At 45.7% G+C, this 14261-nt stretch carries 10 protein-coding genes and 2 pseudogenes; 8 read left to right on the top strand and 4 right to left on the bottom strand.

Annotated features, from left to right (window positions below; all coding sequences use genetic code 11):
- Window positions 1-2615 (top strand): annotated as a pseudogene (locus H6G03_RS04500) (hypothetical protein); the annotation flags it as partial.
- 54 nt (window positions 2616-2669) lie between these two features.
- Here the strand turns inward: H6G03_RS04500 and H6G03_RS04495 are convergent.
- Together H6G03_RS04495 and H6G03_RS04490 are read right to left on the bottom strand one after the other, a co-directional pair.
- Window positions 2670-3647, bottom strand: a complete 978-nt coding sequence (locus tag H6G03_RS04495) for an NADAR family protein (protein ID WP_190462500.1) — start codon at window positions 3645-3647, stop codon at window positions 2670-2672.
- 103 nt (window positions 3648-3750) lie between these two features.
- Window positions 3751-3978, bottom strand: coding sequence for a hypothetical protein (locus H6G03_RS04490; RefSeq protein WP_190462498.1), 228 nt, complete (start codon window positions 3976-3978; stop codon window positions 3751-3753).
- A 204-nt stretch (window positions 3979-4182) separates the two neighbouring features.
- On the opposite strand from H6G03_RS04490, the pseudogene H6G03_RS04485 reads away from it, so the two are divergent.
- The 7 genes and pseudogenes from H6G03_RS04485 to H6G03_RS04455 all read left to right on the top strand — a co-directional run.
- Window positions 4183-4644, top strand: a pseudogene (locus H6G03_RS04485) (spore photoproduct lyase family protein); the annotation flags it as partial.
- 55 nt (window positions 4645-4699) lie between these two features.
- The gene (locus H6G03_RS04480; RefSeq protein ID WP_190462496.1) at window positions 4700-5596 is read left to right on the top strand and encodes a phosphodiester glycosidase family protein; all 897 of its coding nucleotides are present in this window, start codon (window positions 4700-4702) and stop codon (window positions 5594-5596) included.
- A gap of 476 nt (window positions 5597-6072) precedes the next feature.
- Entirely contained in the window at window positions 6073-7032 is a 960-nt protein-coding gene (locus H6G03_RS04475; protein ID WP_190462494.1) for an AAA family ATPase, read from the top strand.
- On the top strand, window positions 7025-8995 hold the full coding sequence (locus H6G03_RS04470; protein ID WP_190462492.1) for a hypothetical protein: 1971 nt from the start codon (window positions 7025-7027) through the stop codon (window positions 8993-8995). The genes H6G03_RS04475 and H6G03_RS04470 overlap by 8 nt, the downstream gene beginning before the upstream one ends.
- Complete coding sequence (locus H6G03_RS04465) at window positions 8995-10971, top strand: 5'-methylthioadenosine/S-adenosylhomocysteine nucleosidase family protein (protein WP_190462491.1); 1977 nt, start codon at window positions 8995-8997, stop codon at window positions 10969-10971. Before H6G03_RS04470 ends, H6G03_RS04465 begins: the two co-directional genes overlap by 1 nt.
- A complete protein-coding gene (locus tag H6G03_RS04460) occupies window positions 10964-12778 on the top strand; it encodes an NACHT domain-containing protein (protein ID WP_190462489.1) in 1815 nt (604 codons plus the stop codon). Before H6G03_RS04465 ends, H6G03_RS04460 begins: the two co-directional genes overlap by 8 nt.
- Window positions 12779-12954: 176 nt before the next feature.
- Entirely contained in the window at window positions 12955-13182 is a 228-nt protein-coding gene (locus tag H6G03_RS04455) for a hypothetical protein (RefSeq protein ID WP_190462487.1), read from the top strand.
- A 79-nt stretch (window positions 13183-13261) separates the two neighbouring features.
- Here H6G03_RS04455 and H6G03_RS04450 read toward each other — a convergent pair whose 3' ends face one another.
- Both H6G03_RS04450 and H6G03_RS04445 read right to left on the bottom strand, forming a co-directional pair.
- Window positions 13262-13633, bottom strand: a complete 372-nt coding sequence (locus H6G03_RS04450) for a calcium-binding protein (RefSeq protein ID WP_190462485.1) — start codon at window positions 13631-13633, stop codon at window positions 13262-13264.
- Window positions 13634-13678: 45 nt separating this feature from the next.
- Window positions 13679-14230: a hypothetical protein gene (locus H6G03_RS04445; protein WP_190462484.1), complete on the bottom strand. Its 552-nt coding sequence runs from the start codon at window positions 14228-14230 to the stop codon at window positions 13679-13681.
- Window positions 14231-14261: the final 31 nt, after the last annotated feature.

Genomic DNA, 14261 nt, shown 5'->3' with positions numbered 1-14261 from the left:
CGGAAGAACAACTCAAACAAGCTGAGGCTACTAAAGTCAAGTTCGACGAACTATTTAACGCCGCCTCAATTCAAAACCAACGCTTAAAAACCGAAAAAGGCCCAGTTTTGAAAGTACTAACTCAAAAAGGCATGGAAATTGAAGTTAGTAACCTAACTCAATACAAGCACCCAGCCTTGTTTGGGGAGAATGGGGATTTGAGAAAAATAGGTGAACGACTGGAGCATTTGAATATTAAGTTAGTCGAAAATAAAAAAGGCTTTCATCAAAAAACGCACCGTTGGAAAGTTTTAGCAGAAGTGGAAGGCCAAACTAATGAAGATGGTAGTTCAAAGTTTCTGCCCTTGGGAACTCTATCAGAACATTCACGCCAAATGCTTAAAGAAACTTTGAACGAAGCAGCTCTAAAAAAAATTCATTCTGGCGATGGATTGATTACTAAAAATGTATCTATTGAAGTAGCATCACCTTTATCACAAAGACAGGTAAAGCTGATGTTCAGAAAAGCTTATGATTTCCTGAGCGAATTTAATAATAGTATTCCATCAGACCAAAAACAAGCAATGGCATCTGCCTGCTGGCATTTAGGGACAAGCAGAGGTTTTGAAGAAAAGTCTACAGAACAATCAGAAACTACCTCTCGTCAAGAATATAAAATATCCAACTTTTCCTTTGCTGCTTTCCCTGAACAAGTTATTGAAAAGCTAGCCGAACTTCAATTCACAAAACTCACCGTCACTGGGATTAATGCTGCCGAATCAAACCAACATTTGGGCAGACAGTGGAACACAGATGAAAAATTACCAATACAAATCCAAGTACGTCAGAATTTACCAACAGAACATCCCCGCTACAATCGGAGTTTAGTATTTATTGAAGACCAAGAATTTGCTCCGATAGAGTCTCGTAGCGCTCATTTACCCATTGGAACAAAAGCGCTTGCCACTATTAACCCTGACCCAGGTCATACGATTCAAGTTCAACTAAACCACCCTAGAATTAGCACACCCATACAAATCGGGAAAATTCAACAGCATAGCTTTGCTCTTAGAGCCTGGAGGGGTGAACAAGCATCATTGACAATTGCTTTTGTTAAACCCGAACCAATCCCAGTAATTAAAGTAGGTAATCAAGTTTTGGGAGAATTGGATAAAGCGAGCATCCATATCCTAGAAAAAGCCGGTCGCTTGGTGGATGGAAAAACTATGGATGTCACCCTTAATAGTCGGGGAAAAGGCTTTGGTTCGCACGTTATTGCCACTACTACTCTGGGTAATTCTTTTCGGATTAACAAACTTTCCAAATCTTTTTGGTCAAGCGCCTTCAATAACCAAAAAGCCACTATAACTGTGGGATTCAAAGAACGGTCGTCTGAACCTGCTATTCTAGTAGACGGTAAAGTTTTGGGCGTGCTTACCCAAAAAGAAAGCAAAGAGGCTCTCTCAAAAGCAGGATTATTAGTTGAAGGAATTTCTTTCCAGAATGCTGTATTGACCAGTAATTCTACCACGGCAACCATCACGGTTGACCCAGAGAGTGTGGAATACCCAGAAACTTGGACAAAGCTGATTCAAACAGAAAAAAAATCAGCAAATGTTTCTCCAGTTGTGGAAGCATCCCGCGTATTTCGCACAAAACTAACTCAATTACCGACGTTACTGTTTACTAAAGAAGACCATGAGTGGAAGACACCCAATGGGGAAGTAGAAGAACAGCCTGCTTTAGGACTATCAGTAGACAAACGATTGAGTGATATCACTTCACGTTGGCTTTCTGCACAGGGGGTAGAATGGCAACAAGCGCCTGACGAGGCTCTAGTTTGGTCTGAAACTCAACGGAGTTATGATGTCCTATTCATTAAACCAGATTCAGTAAAACCAGAGGTCTACCAACAACTAATTGAGCGATGTGGCGAAGTACTTCAGGCTTCAGGAGAACCAAATACCTACTTGGAACGCCTTGAATCGATGCCAAAATTACCAGAAACTCTCTTGTATACTTCTAGTTCGACAGCAGAGTTGGAATCACCACATACACAAGTAGATAACCAAATGCAGTTAGTTGACTCTGCTTACGCACAACAAGAAGAACAATATACTGTGTCTTCCCACCCCCCGGTGACACCAGACAACCAGCAAGCAATGCCACAAGTCTCCTTTAGCAATAGTTATGATACTGCTAGCGTGGTTCCTATACCGCCCTCTGTGGCTCTACAACTGGAGTTTAACAAAGCTCAGGCGTTACAAGCACAGCGGACAGAGGCGATCGCGCCTACTGTCCACAGCTTCCTTTACCTCGAAGGTAAACCCACTCCCACTGGCGCTCAAGCTATTGGCAAATCTAACACGGCTGTCTGGGATAAAGCTAAATCTGAACTGACACTTTATGACAATAGTTCCACTGACGCAAAGATTCCCAAAATGCGGGTGCGGTATGAGGGCGGTAGCTATACGCCATTGCCGATCGCGTCGAGCCTGGAGGAACTACAAAAACACGGTCTTAAGTCAGAAGAAGTCGAACACTTTATTTCTAAAGTTAAGCCTTTAGTCGATGCCAGACTTAATCAATTGAACTTGGGTAAAATCTCTGCTAAAAATCAAGAAATTGACAGATAAAATCAAGAAAATAACCTAAGCTTGTTGCTTAGGCTAATATTGTTTGGTGATGCTTTAAACTTGAATAACTCTAACTTTTCCAGGCATTCTTTGGATATTTTTGAGAGTTCCAGGAGAGTTATCCTTGAGAATCGCCAAACCATAATCTGCTAGCGAACACATTATCCAATCGCGCTCTGTATAAGAACCATTAACCCTCACACTAGCAAATCCAACGTTGTTTCTAGGTGAAGTGCCTGTATAGTAAACAGTAACTCGGCTATACCCAGATTGTTTGAGAAAAGTTTGCACCAGACAATCTGCACCAAAGCAATCGCCAATTAAAATTTTAGCACCGAGTTCCATAATTTTCTCAATGCGGCTAATAGCTTCTGCGGGTAGTTGTGCCACAGTACGAGAACCACTAATAACTACTTTCAAGCGTTGGCTAGGTAAAGTACCATTATCGATGGTTTTTCCCTTCAAGATAGCCATATTAGGTACTGGAGGAAAATTAGGATTAGTAACTAACCACTCTTGACTTTTCAGCAAGTATTTTTGGTTATCCCATTCGGCGGCATTATTACCAATAGTTTGCCAGAGTAATGGTTCATCTCGAAGGAACATCAACAATCGCCCTAACCAATTGTTTCCCTGCTGACCATTTGGAATAGCTTTTCCTTGGCCACCCGGAGCAATATTAGCTGGTACGCCCCAAACAGTATCGTGCCAGTTGTTTAATTCCAGCAACTCTTCCCCTCTTGTATTCATTAATTCTTTATGCCAATTACTACCATAAGAAAACTTCTGGATTAACCCAATAAGCATAATGGCGAACTTAACTTCTTCCCAATCAGAACGTAAGGCGAGAGTACGAGCATATTTTTTAGCTACTGATGGTGTAAGTGTGGCAATTTTACGCTTTTGTTGAACATCCAAAGTTTTGGAGGCGGCGTAGAAGTTTTCTACTGTTGGGTATTGAATCCCATCAACAAGGATAGGCTTTTCTAAGCTCTCCATATTGCTGAACCAGTTTTTTATCCACGCAGTCATAGTTTTTCTCACTCAATTGAACTGTTCTTCTTGAAGGGGCGACAGCCCAATAAAAAAATAATCCCGGCAGGCTCGAAGCCATGCCAGGATAGAGTTGTGAAAACTAACAAACTATTCGTACTTGATATCCAGAATTTTCTAAACAGCTTTTCACACCTTGCCAAGTCAAACCTTCTTCAGGTAACAATGGAATCGTCAAACTACCCGTAAATCCATAATCGCCCTCTTGTTTGACTACACAAAACTCGGCTTGCCTGAGAGTCTTAATAGCACGCTGCGAAAGCATTCCAACTACGTTAGCCGCATTGTGGGAAACCGTGATAGTAAGCATGGGATTTTCCCCAATTCATCACGGTTAAAAGCTCGTCAGAGCCAAAGTGTTGATTCTATTCAGAGTTGGTTACTTGATTAAAACTTATTCTTAAATAAATATAGCTTGATTTTGTTGCTATTAGATGAGCAGTAATAGTAACGAATACAAGCTGCATACTAATTTTTAGTCAGCGAAAGAATATGGGGAAACACTGCTTTGGATAGAGTGAGTGTAAATGCTGCCCCCATTTCCACCAGGATGGAGGGAGGAACAGCCCCAGTGAGCGCCCGTTTAGGAGCATTGCGAAAGCTGGCATTGCCCCCGCAACAGGGAGGTGGTGGCTACCCAGTAGGATTAGTGATTGCTCCGATTATGCCTATAGAAGATTGGGAAGAACATTATACTCAACTGTTTGACCAGATCGGTGTTGCACTTGATTTCGATTGCGATCTGACATTCGAGTTAATCTCTCACCGCTTTACTCCAGGCTCGAAGGAGGTGTTGCAAACTTGGTATCCTCATAGCAAGCTAGACTTGGATGAAGCGGGACGAGTAATCAAGCGGAACAAATTTGCTGGGTTCAAGTATGTCTATGATAAAGACACCATGAATACTCTACGCCGCTTTTTTGAGCAAGCGATCGCTCGCCGCTTCCCGCAGGCACAAATTCTCTATTGGACGTAATTAAAGCGTTGAGCTTGAGACTCAAAATTTCGGCGGCTAATTTAGACAGTGAGCAATGAAAAAAGTCTGGTTGCTGTTTTGGATACTCGTAAGTTCGCTCGGTTTAGTAGTCGTACTATTGTCTAATGCCCGTACCCGACCGACGAAAACCTCTACTCATACGGTTGAATCACCACAAAGCGCAGAAATTGTATATAAATTTTACACCTTGCCACAAAGCGTAGTGCATACACTGTTGATTCCAAAAACCAGCCGTTTTTCTGTCAGACCTGTGGTTTCTCCAACACTTGAACCCGTAGAAAACGTGGCAGCAACACATCAAACATTTGCAGCCATCAACGGTGGCTTTTTCGACCCAGTGAACCAAAAAACTACTTCCATTGTAATTCGACAAGGGGAGTTAATTGCAGACCCAAAACTCAATGAACGCTTCATTAATAATCCTAAAAACGCCCCTTACTTGGACAAAATGCTCAATCGGAGTGAATTAAGACGCTACATTTGTGGAGGAACCATTCGTTATGATATTAACTTTCGCAATGAACCAATTCCCGATAGTTGCCGTTTAGTAGATGCCTTGGGTGGTGGGCCACGCTTATTACCAGAATTAGGTTTAGTTCCAGAGGGGTTCGCGGATGTGGCAAATGGAAAAATCATCCGGGATGCGTTAGGAAGTAACCGCCCGAATGCTAGAACGGCAATTGGTATTACTCTTGATGGTAGTCTTTTGTGGGTAATGGTGGCGCAAAAACCAGAAAAGCCTACGAGTTCTGGGATGTCCTTATCAGAACTAGCTAAATTTATGAAGTCGTTGGGAGTGGAGAAAGCGATGAATTTGGATGGAGGAAGTTCTTCGTCTTTCTATTACAAAGGGCAAACTTTCTATGGCAAAGTGGATAGCAAAGGAAATTGGGTAAGGCGACCTGTCAAATCAGTTTTACTGGTTTTTTAGGAATTTGTGCGCCATTGGCGCATATAAATAATCACTATACTCTACAGTGCCGATAACGGCAAAACACAGTGGCAGCAGATAACCTTGAATTCAGCACCAGTGGCTTTCGACCGTCGCTACCGTGACATTAGACCGCGCAATACTTGAAAGTAGGGTGACAAGAAGCTCCTTCATCCCAAACTTGGTAAGTAACTAGCATTATCGATGGTGTTACGATGCTTGTCCGCCGAGATAATCAAAACCAGCAAGTACAATTATGTGGCATTGCTATTCCTGAAGTTGCACCATACTGTGATTAACCTGAGCGTTGATGTTCGGGATCGCTAAGAACACAAGTAAGTTCAGGATGTTTTTAACCAGATTAAGCAAGAGAAAGGTGTTTTAGGCACTTCACTACGTTGACGTTGAGAACTAGACAATGGCTTGTGTGGTTAGATCAGAATAGATAGTGCAAACCTCTATTTCGAGAAGAACCTGTGAGTGCTATAGCTGCCATACCAATTCTGCCCTATAGCTGTATAGTGGGACAGGAGCAGATTAAGCTAGCGTTGGAGATAGCCTACGTCGCTCCCCAGCGTTTGGGTGGTGTCTTAATTAGTGGACAGCGAGGAACAGGCAAGTCTACAGCAGTACGGGCGTTTGCTCAGATGGTTTATGGTCAGTTGCCTGTAACCCTACCTATCAATGCCACTGAAGACCGGGTAGTGGGTGGCTGGAAGATAGATGCTTTGATGCGGAGCGAATCAAAATGGCAGCCTGGTTTGCTGGAGGAAGCCAACGATCGCCTGCTCTATGTCGATGAGGTGAATCTGCTGGACGACCACATCGTTAACATCATCCTGGACGTGACCTCGACAGGCGTACTGGTGGTTCAGCGCGACGGTCAGAATAAGCAGCCCCAGAAAGTTGCCTTTACTTTGGTTGGAACCATGAACCCGGAGGAAGGAGGGTTGCGCCCTCAGTTACTAGATCGCTTTGGGTTGATGGTGAGTGTGGCTGCTGAAACTGATGTGGCGAAGCGATTGGCAATTCTTCAGAACGTGCTGGCGTTTGACCAGGCGGTTTCTGCCTTGGGGCAGGTGGGTACATCTGACTGGCTCGCTCGCGCGAGGCAGCAAGACCAAGAAAAATTCGAGAGATTAAAGCAGGCAAAGGAAAAACTTAACTTGGTTGAGGTTTCCCCAGAGATATTGGGACTATGCATCAAGTTATCTGGCGAATTTCAGGCAGAGGGGAACCGAGGGGATTATGTCTTGGCGATGGCAGCGAAGGCACGTGCTGCGCTAGAAGGGGTATCCCAGGTAACTCGTAGTCATCTAAAGGCTGTTGCACCTCTGGCACTTCAGCATCGTCGTCCTCAAATGGCGCAAAGTAGCCAGGAAGTTTGGAACGATCGGGATAGGGAAACTCTAGACCAGTTGTTAGGCAGTGAGTAAGGCAACCGCAGACTTAAGCAATCCCTTGATACGAGGGTTGGCTTGTGCAGCCCTCAATCCTGGGCTGCGGAGTATCCTGGTATTTGATGCGACTATCGCCACCCTACAGTTTGCCGCCCAGAATCTAACCTGGATGCTGAAACAGGTAACGGGTTGCCAGGTTGTGCCAGTCCAGTTAGGGGTGGTTGAGACGGAAGAAGACCTTTGGGGTGGACTGGCATTGCAACAGGGGGATGCCAAAGGTTCCTTTGAGTGGCAACAGGGACTGCTAGCAGGTGGACGAGAGCAGAAACTGAGATTGGTTATTATTCCAGACCTGACCCGGTTGAGTCTGCCAGCAGCGAGAGCTTGTGTTGCACTGATGGGAAGTGAGGTTGCTTATCTAGAGCGGCATGGGCACCGGGACAGCTGGCAGCCAAATCTGTGCTGGTTAGCTGGCTGTTCGCGATCGGAAATTGGATTAGTGTCGCCTCATTTGCTGGATCGGTTTGCTCTTCGGTTGGCTGGTCAAGACCTGGCAACAAGCGATCGCGTAGAGGCGATTCAGAAATGGCTGGAAGAATCGAATAACCAGGACAAGGAGGAAGATACGCTGCTACCAGAGTGGGTGGGTACGTTACAGCAGGCAGGGTTGTTCCATCCTGAAGTTACGTTAGAAGCCCAAAAAAGAATCCTGGATTATATTTCTCCAACAGATGGCTACAGTGTCCGGCGAGAATTGGGACTCCTGCGGCTGGCTCAAGCAAATGCTCAACTTGCCGAAGCAGACCAAGTGACAGCACAACAGGTAGATCGGGCAGCACAGATGATTGGTCTGACACTAATAAACCCACATCTGGATGTAGGCTCCAGAAAACCTGAACAACCGATCCAACCAGAATTAACCCCCGATCCAGACTCCTCTATTAGGAAAACTGGAACTGAAGACCAGGTTTTAATGAAAGAACGGACACCTGCTCTGGTTCAGGAACCTGTCTATGCTTCCGATAGCACCGAAACTTTGCCATCGCAGCCGATTCAAATGGATGGTGCGATCGCCAATCCCTATCCTGAAGACACCACAACTGTTCAGCGAGAGGCTGCTTCACTGCGATTGCCAATGCGACGGTTCAAAAATGCCGTGTTAGGGCGGGGAGCCATTGTTGGAGTTGAGCCAGCAACCACACCACAAGATTTGGCGATCGTCAGTACCCTTTTGGAAGCAGCAAAATATCAACAAATTCGGGGATCGGCATTGCTGGAGCGGCAGGGTTTTCCAAAGGGGCTGGTTGAATCTGAGGGTAAAGTCAGCTTGAATAGGGAGCCATTCTCTTGCAAGGACGTTTCACGATCGCTCATTATTCAACCAACTGATTTGCGGCGATATCGTCGGGCAGTGGTACCAGAGCAAATGTTGATGCTGGTCATGGATTATACCTGTCTGCGAGAGTGCCAGTGGCAGGCTGCACTGTTGCCCTATTTACAATGGGCGTATGTCGAACGTGCCAGTCTTTGCCTAATTCAGGTAGGTGCGGCAAGTGCAGCTCAGGAACTTCAGGCGGAGAAGATTGTCGCGCAGAATGTGCTGGTGCCCAGGATTAGCAATGGGCTGGAGGTCGGTGGAGGGCAGGCAACACCACTGGCGCATGGACTAGATTTGGCATTGCAGACGTTACGCCATGCTCTGCAACATGGACGGAGTGCGGTACGCCAAGCCGTATTGGTTGTGGTTAGCGACGGGCGGGGGAATGTTCCACTCAAGGCAAGTCAGATGAATCAGAAGCCTGAGAAGCTCGTCAATCGTCAGGGAATTGAGGATGCGTTGCAGGTGGCACAGCAGATTGGTAGCTTGAAGCAGGTTGAGGCGGTGGTACTGAATCCGCAACCAAAGTACTACGCAGATCTGCCTGTGAAATTGGCACAGGCATTAGGGGCAAAGATTGCGGTAATTCCATCGCTCAGGGACTGGGAGGTGGATGGGTAATGTCTGGTAACTTCCGCCAGTCGATCGCGCAAAGTGGCAGCATCCGACAAGCGGGTACGTTGCCTACTGCGATCGCACAGGCAGAAGCTCCTAAACAACCTGTGTCTGCAATGTATGAAGGAATTGAAGGCGGAACGGCAACTGATTGGGCAGTGATCTTGACTGCTTTGGGCGCAGAGCATAAAGCCGTTGAAGCCCACCTTGAACCCATCGGACAAGCCACTCGCTTATCAGAAGAGATTCACCCAAATGGCACGATTTATACGCAAGGGCAATTTAAAGCGCACAACTGTACCTGGAATGTGGCGATCGCCCAGATTGACATGGGGAATGCCAGCGCAGGCATAGAAGCTGTTCGTGCCATGATGCAATTTAATCCCAGAGTGATTTTGTTTGTAGGAGTTGCGGGAGGCATCAAAGACGTAAAGGTTGGCGATGTGGTAGCGGCATCCATCGTTTATGGCTACGAGTGTGGCAAGCCCATCGACGATCGCACCCTCCCTCGACCAAAGCTGGGGGAAGCAGATTATGACCTCAAGCAGCGGGCACAGGCAGAAGCCCGGAAGGATGATTGGCGTAACCAGATTCGTTCAGGTTCGTCCTCTGATGCTGCTCCCACCGCCCATGTTAAACCGATCGCAGCGGGAGAAAAGGTGATTGCGTCGCGTAAGGCTAAGGTTTATGAGTACTTACGAGAGTATTACGACGATGCGATCGCCGTTGAGATGGAAGGGTTTGGCTTCCTGAAAGCAACCCAGCAAGTTAAAAACGTTTCAGCAATCGTCATTCGGGGAATCTCGGATCTGCTGGATGGCAAGAATGATGACTCAATAGAACCGGAACAGGTGCGGCAGGAGAGAGCAGCCCATCACGCCAGTGCTTTTGCCTTTACGTTACTGGCAAAACTGGATGGCGAAAGTGTAACTGAGCGATGGGAGGTGTATCAAACCACAGCACAGGTCGCTCTTGACAGTACTTTGCCAGAAGGCATGATTAGCCTGAACATACAGGCATTGCTGGAGGAGAATCAGTGTTTCATCCATGCCCATCATGGAAAAAGGACGTTTACCAACCGGGGGCAGTTTGACCGCTCGCTCATAGACTTGCATCAGCAGATAGAGGGCAATCTGACTGCGGATAATTTGTTGAGTGTTATTGATGACTGCAATGCCAGGGTTAAAAATTCGGTTGATTGCGTTGCAGGTCAACTTCTGACATGGCTTCACCAACAGCAAAATGACTCGCTGGATCAAGTTCCATGTTTGATAATTGATGAGCGCACTGAGTTTGAAATCCCCTGGGAGTTGCTGGAGTCAGGGAAGAAACCCGTGGGAGTTGCATTTCAAACTGTGCGGCAGCGGCAGATGGAGCCAGAGGCAGCACCCGTGAGTGCTTGCTGTGGGGGTGGGGTCTTAGTGTACGCCCATGAAAAATATGGGGGATGGCAGCGGTATCAGCGGCAGCAGTTTACAGTGTTTCAAGAGTTTTTGAGCCAGATGCAAAAGCCAGCGACGGAGTTCGGGCTGGTGTTTATTGATGGGTTTAGTGTTGAGGAGCCGTTGAAGAGTAGCCCAACTGCGTACATTAAACGCTCAAAACTATTTAAGGGTGGCACCAGTATTGTGTTTATCAGCGGACAGCTTCATCTGGATGCTTCGATCAGTTTAACCCATCGAATGCTGTTGACCAATTTTTTGGAGCATGGAGCAAAGGGCATTGTGGGCGCGTTGAAACGGATTGATCGCGCAAGGGCAAAAGAGGTTGTGGATCTGTTTTCGGAGGAACATCGGCAACATCCTGAATGGACGGTTCCTGAAATTCTGCGACGACTGCGTGAACGAGTGTGGGAAGCGTTGGAAGATGAGGTGAATGCAAATACCTGTGCCTCTTATCTGGCAGCATTCTTACACGTTTACTATGGCAATCCAATGATCAGGTTGCAACTGACTTCTGCGGAGGGTAAATCCAATGACTGATATATCAAGGTCGATCGCGGTTAAGCCCATAATCAAATACCCACGTGAGGCGCAGGTTGGAAAAACCTATTTAATGACGATTGACCTACAGCTAGCAGAGGGATTTGAGTGGCGATACGAGGAAGAAGAGTATCCAATTTACTGCAAGGTAGATAGTGATTTATTTAGCAGCAAACCTGTTGGAGAACCTGTCGTTGTTCTACATCGCTTTGGTGGAAGCTACGGAGAAGCAAAATTTCTATTGAGAGCAGCACAAGAAGAGCAGCGAGGGAGTATCAAAGTTGCATTAGTTAATCAATGGGGAGTACTGGTTAAATCCTTAGAGCTTGAAGAGTTGAGCATCCAGGCAATTGCTAATGTCCAGCCGTCAACAGATATTTATCGAACAGTTGCTATTAGAAATGAATTAGATCTCATCTTTGCAGAGATCGAGGCAGGAAAACATCTCAAGGACAAACAACTGCAAACTTTAGTGAAAGCAGCTAGGGCAGGACAGATCAGCATTGCGACAGGTGATCGTGCTATTTCAATGGGTGGAAGTTCGGACGATGCAGTTATCGTGACAGGTGATCGGAATCTGTCTATTACTGGAGTGAGTGCTGAAGCTATCCGTATGGTGCTAAGTAAAAACCAACGCTCTCGCAATGAAATACTATTGCTGAGATCCGTAAAGGAAGAAGTAGATTCTCGATTAAAGCAATCTCTGCACAATGCTGTATTGAGCGATATAAGTAAAGAACTGGTACAGGAGCAGGTGAGACGACCGTGGGACATTGAGATTAAAGTGGGAACCCGTTCCAGCATGTTACTGCCTGAGAAGACAAATATTCTACATATTTTTGATGATGTTTCAGGACGATTGCTAATTCTGGGTAATCCTGGTTCTGGCAAAACTACTACTGCACTTGAATTGTCCCGTTTATTATTGGAAAGGGCAGAACAACAACCAGAATATCCAATCCCTGTTCTATTTAATTTATCATCATGGAGTAATGAACGATTACCAATCCTACGCTGGCTAGTGAAGGAACTTAAATTTAAATACGGTGTAAGCTCTAAGCTAGGAGAAGAGTGGGTACAAAAACAAGCACTCCTACCTATACTAGATGGGTTAGATGAAATAATTACAGTACGTCAGGAAGCTTGCATTAATGCAATTAATCAATTTCTCTCATCTGAGGAGCGGCCTCCTTATCTCGTAGTTTGTAGTCGGCTAGAAGAGTATCAAATGTATCGGACACCGCTTCAATTAAATGGAGCGATTTCCTTAAAATATCTTACTCATAGCCAAATTCACGACTATCTAATGTCATTACAGCAACCGCAAGTCTGGCAAATTGTGCAACAAACCCCAGACTTGCTTGAATTCGTGAGGACACCATTGATGCTAACTTTAGTTGCTCTATCAGTACAAAACTTAGCAATAGATCAATGGCAAGAATTAACATCTCAACATGAACGTCTTCATTATTTAATGGGGGCTTATGTGAAACATATGTTGTCACGGCGCTTTAAAGGTCAATCTTATAACAGGCAGGATAATCCAACACCTCAACAAACACATTACTGGCTCACCCATCTTGCTAGAACACTTGCTGAAAATTCCACGGTGGAATTCTCAGTTGAGCAACTTTCATTTAGCGACCGATTACAAAAGTATCAAAAAGGGCTTATTCCCTGGAATTACTCTCGGTTTCTAAACTACGCTACAGAACGATTGCTGCTACAACGTATTGGCAAGCGTTATCGATTCATTCATCAATTACTACAACATTATTTTGCTTCTCTCTCTCTTCCAGGGGAATAAAATACTGGTTCTTCTAGACAACAGTATTTAAAGTGAGATGCTACACGTACACCAATTAACTCAATAAAATCATTTGTTACATTTTTAGCAAAATGGTTTTCCCTTTCAAAACTATGACGCTATGAAGTATCCAAACTCTATAATTTTGGAGTAACCCAACCGAATTGGGAATATCAATGCCAAGAGCTAAAGCTTTTGAGGAAGAATACCCAATTATCCATCGCTTTGTTGAAGAAATTGGTTGGATTGAAATTGGACAACATGAAATGATTTCTGCCTTTGTCCGGGTATATGATTTAGGTGGCACTGTTTACGAAGGTAAAGACAGCTATCCTAACCTGGAAGCAGCACTCCAGGATCTGGAGGCGGGGATTAAAGCATACTTGGATGAACACGGCATTTAGTGCCGAAAGCGAGCCCTAACATTTGGGTTGTAGATTCAGGCAAAATGCTGACGATAGTGAGGCGATCGAGTACTGAATCCTACCCAAACTCATAGCCCTGATTCACCCAGTAATGCCAGTCAGCGATCGCCTGCTGAGTTTTTTGGTCTGCCTCGATCGCCTCTAACTGAATTAGTGGCACAGCCAGGGTATCACCCTCCCACTCAATCTCCACAAACATTTCCTGCTCGCATTCATCCTCCGGTGTCATGCCCACCACCTCCACAGTTACGCCTTCCTTCAAAGGAGAGATACGTCGCTTACTGACACACACTGCTGTGAACGGAAATTGCATCGTGTCCTGCAAGTAGTAGTACCAGCCCATTGCCTGCTCTTCCGGACCATAGGCATCCACCACAATTTCCATCGTGATGCGTTCTTCACGCTCCTCATCTCGGCTTACTTTTGCCATAACAGCACCCTCATAGACTACAAAGTGCTACACCTGGATTAAACATTAACGCCCTTTTCCCAGGTCGGCATAAATGTAAGTCTCAACCCCCAACATAATGAGCAGCAAAAGCTCTACCCAGGAGAGAATCGTGACCCCGATCGGTGGGTTGGGAACCAGAAACCTGAACGCCCCCAGAGCAATCAACCCCGAAACGACAAACGTAATTTCATCCACAATCAACTGTTGAATCTTACGGCGCTTGCGATGCTTGTCGTCCCGGTGGGCAATCTCCCATCCGAAGAGTGTTTCCAGGTCGTCGTAGCCCGTATGCTCCTTCACCTTGTCAACCAGCTTGTAGCGAATGTACCTGCCGATCGCCGAAATCTTCTCATCATTGACCACATAGGTCCAGCCCAGAATCAGACAAACCCAGGGAACCACCAGCAAGGCATAGTAGTTGCTTGCATTAGAAACCGCAAACGAGATAATTGTGGCAAACAAGCCCAACGTCACATAGAGTAGATTGTCCCGGAAGCCAATGCGTTGAGCCTGCTCAGACTTCAGCTTGTCATATTCCTTAAAGAAAATCTCAAGAATTTGATCCTTGTCGCTCATAGCAACTCCCAGTTCCTCAAACGCTGCCTCC

The sequence above is a fragment of the Aerosakkonema funiforme FACHB-1375 genome (genome assembly GCF_014696265.1).
Lineage (GTDB): Bacteria > Cyanobacteriota > Cyanobacteriia > Cyanobacteriales > Aerosakkonemataceae > Aerosakkonema > Aerosakkonema funiforme_A.
The sequence above is the reverse complement of the archived record's forward strand: the minus strand, read 5'-3'. Positions and strand labels throughout refer to the sequence as shown.

Coding starts and splice junctions, on each gene's coding strand:
- H6G03_RS04495 (WP_190462500.1), bottom strand. CDS start 3,647: ATGACTGCGTGGATAAAAAACTGGTTCAGCAATATGGAGAGCTTAGAA.
- H6G03_RS04490 (WP_190462498.1), bottom strand. CDS start 3,978: ATGCTTACTATCACGGTTTCCCACAATGCGGCTAACGTAGTTGGAATG.
- H6G03_RS04480 (WP_190462496.1), top strand. CDS start 4,700: ATGAAAAAAGTCTGGTTGCTGTTTTGGATACTCGTAAGTTCGCTCGGT.
- H6G03_RS04465 (WP_190462491.1), top strand. CDS start 8,995: ATGTCTGGTAACTTCCGCCAGTCGATCGCGCAAAGTGGCAGCATCCGA.
- H6G03_RS04460 (WP_190462489.1), top strand. CDS start 10,964: ATGACTGATATATCAAGGTCGATCGCGGTTAAGCCCATAATCAAATAC.
- H6G03_RS04455 (WP_190462487.1), top strand. CDS start 12,955: ATGCCAAGAGCTAAAGCTTTTGAGGAAGAATACCCAATTATCCATCGC.
- H6G03_RS04450 (WP_190462485.1), bottom strand. CDS start 13,633: ATGGCAAAAGTAAGCCGAGATGAGGAGCGTGAAGAACGCATCACGATG.
- H6G03_RS04445 (WP_190462484.1), bottom strand. CDS start 14,230: ATGAGCGACAAGGATCAAATTCTTGAGATTTTCTTTAAGGAATATGAC.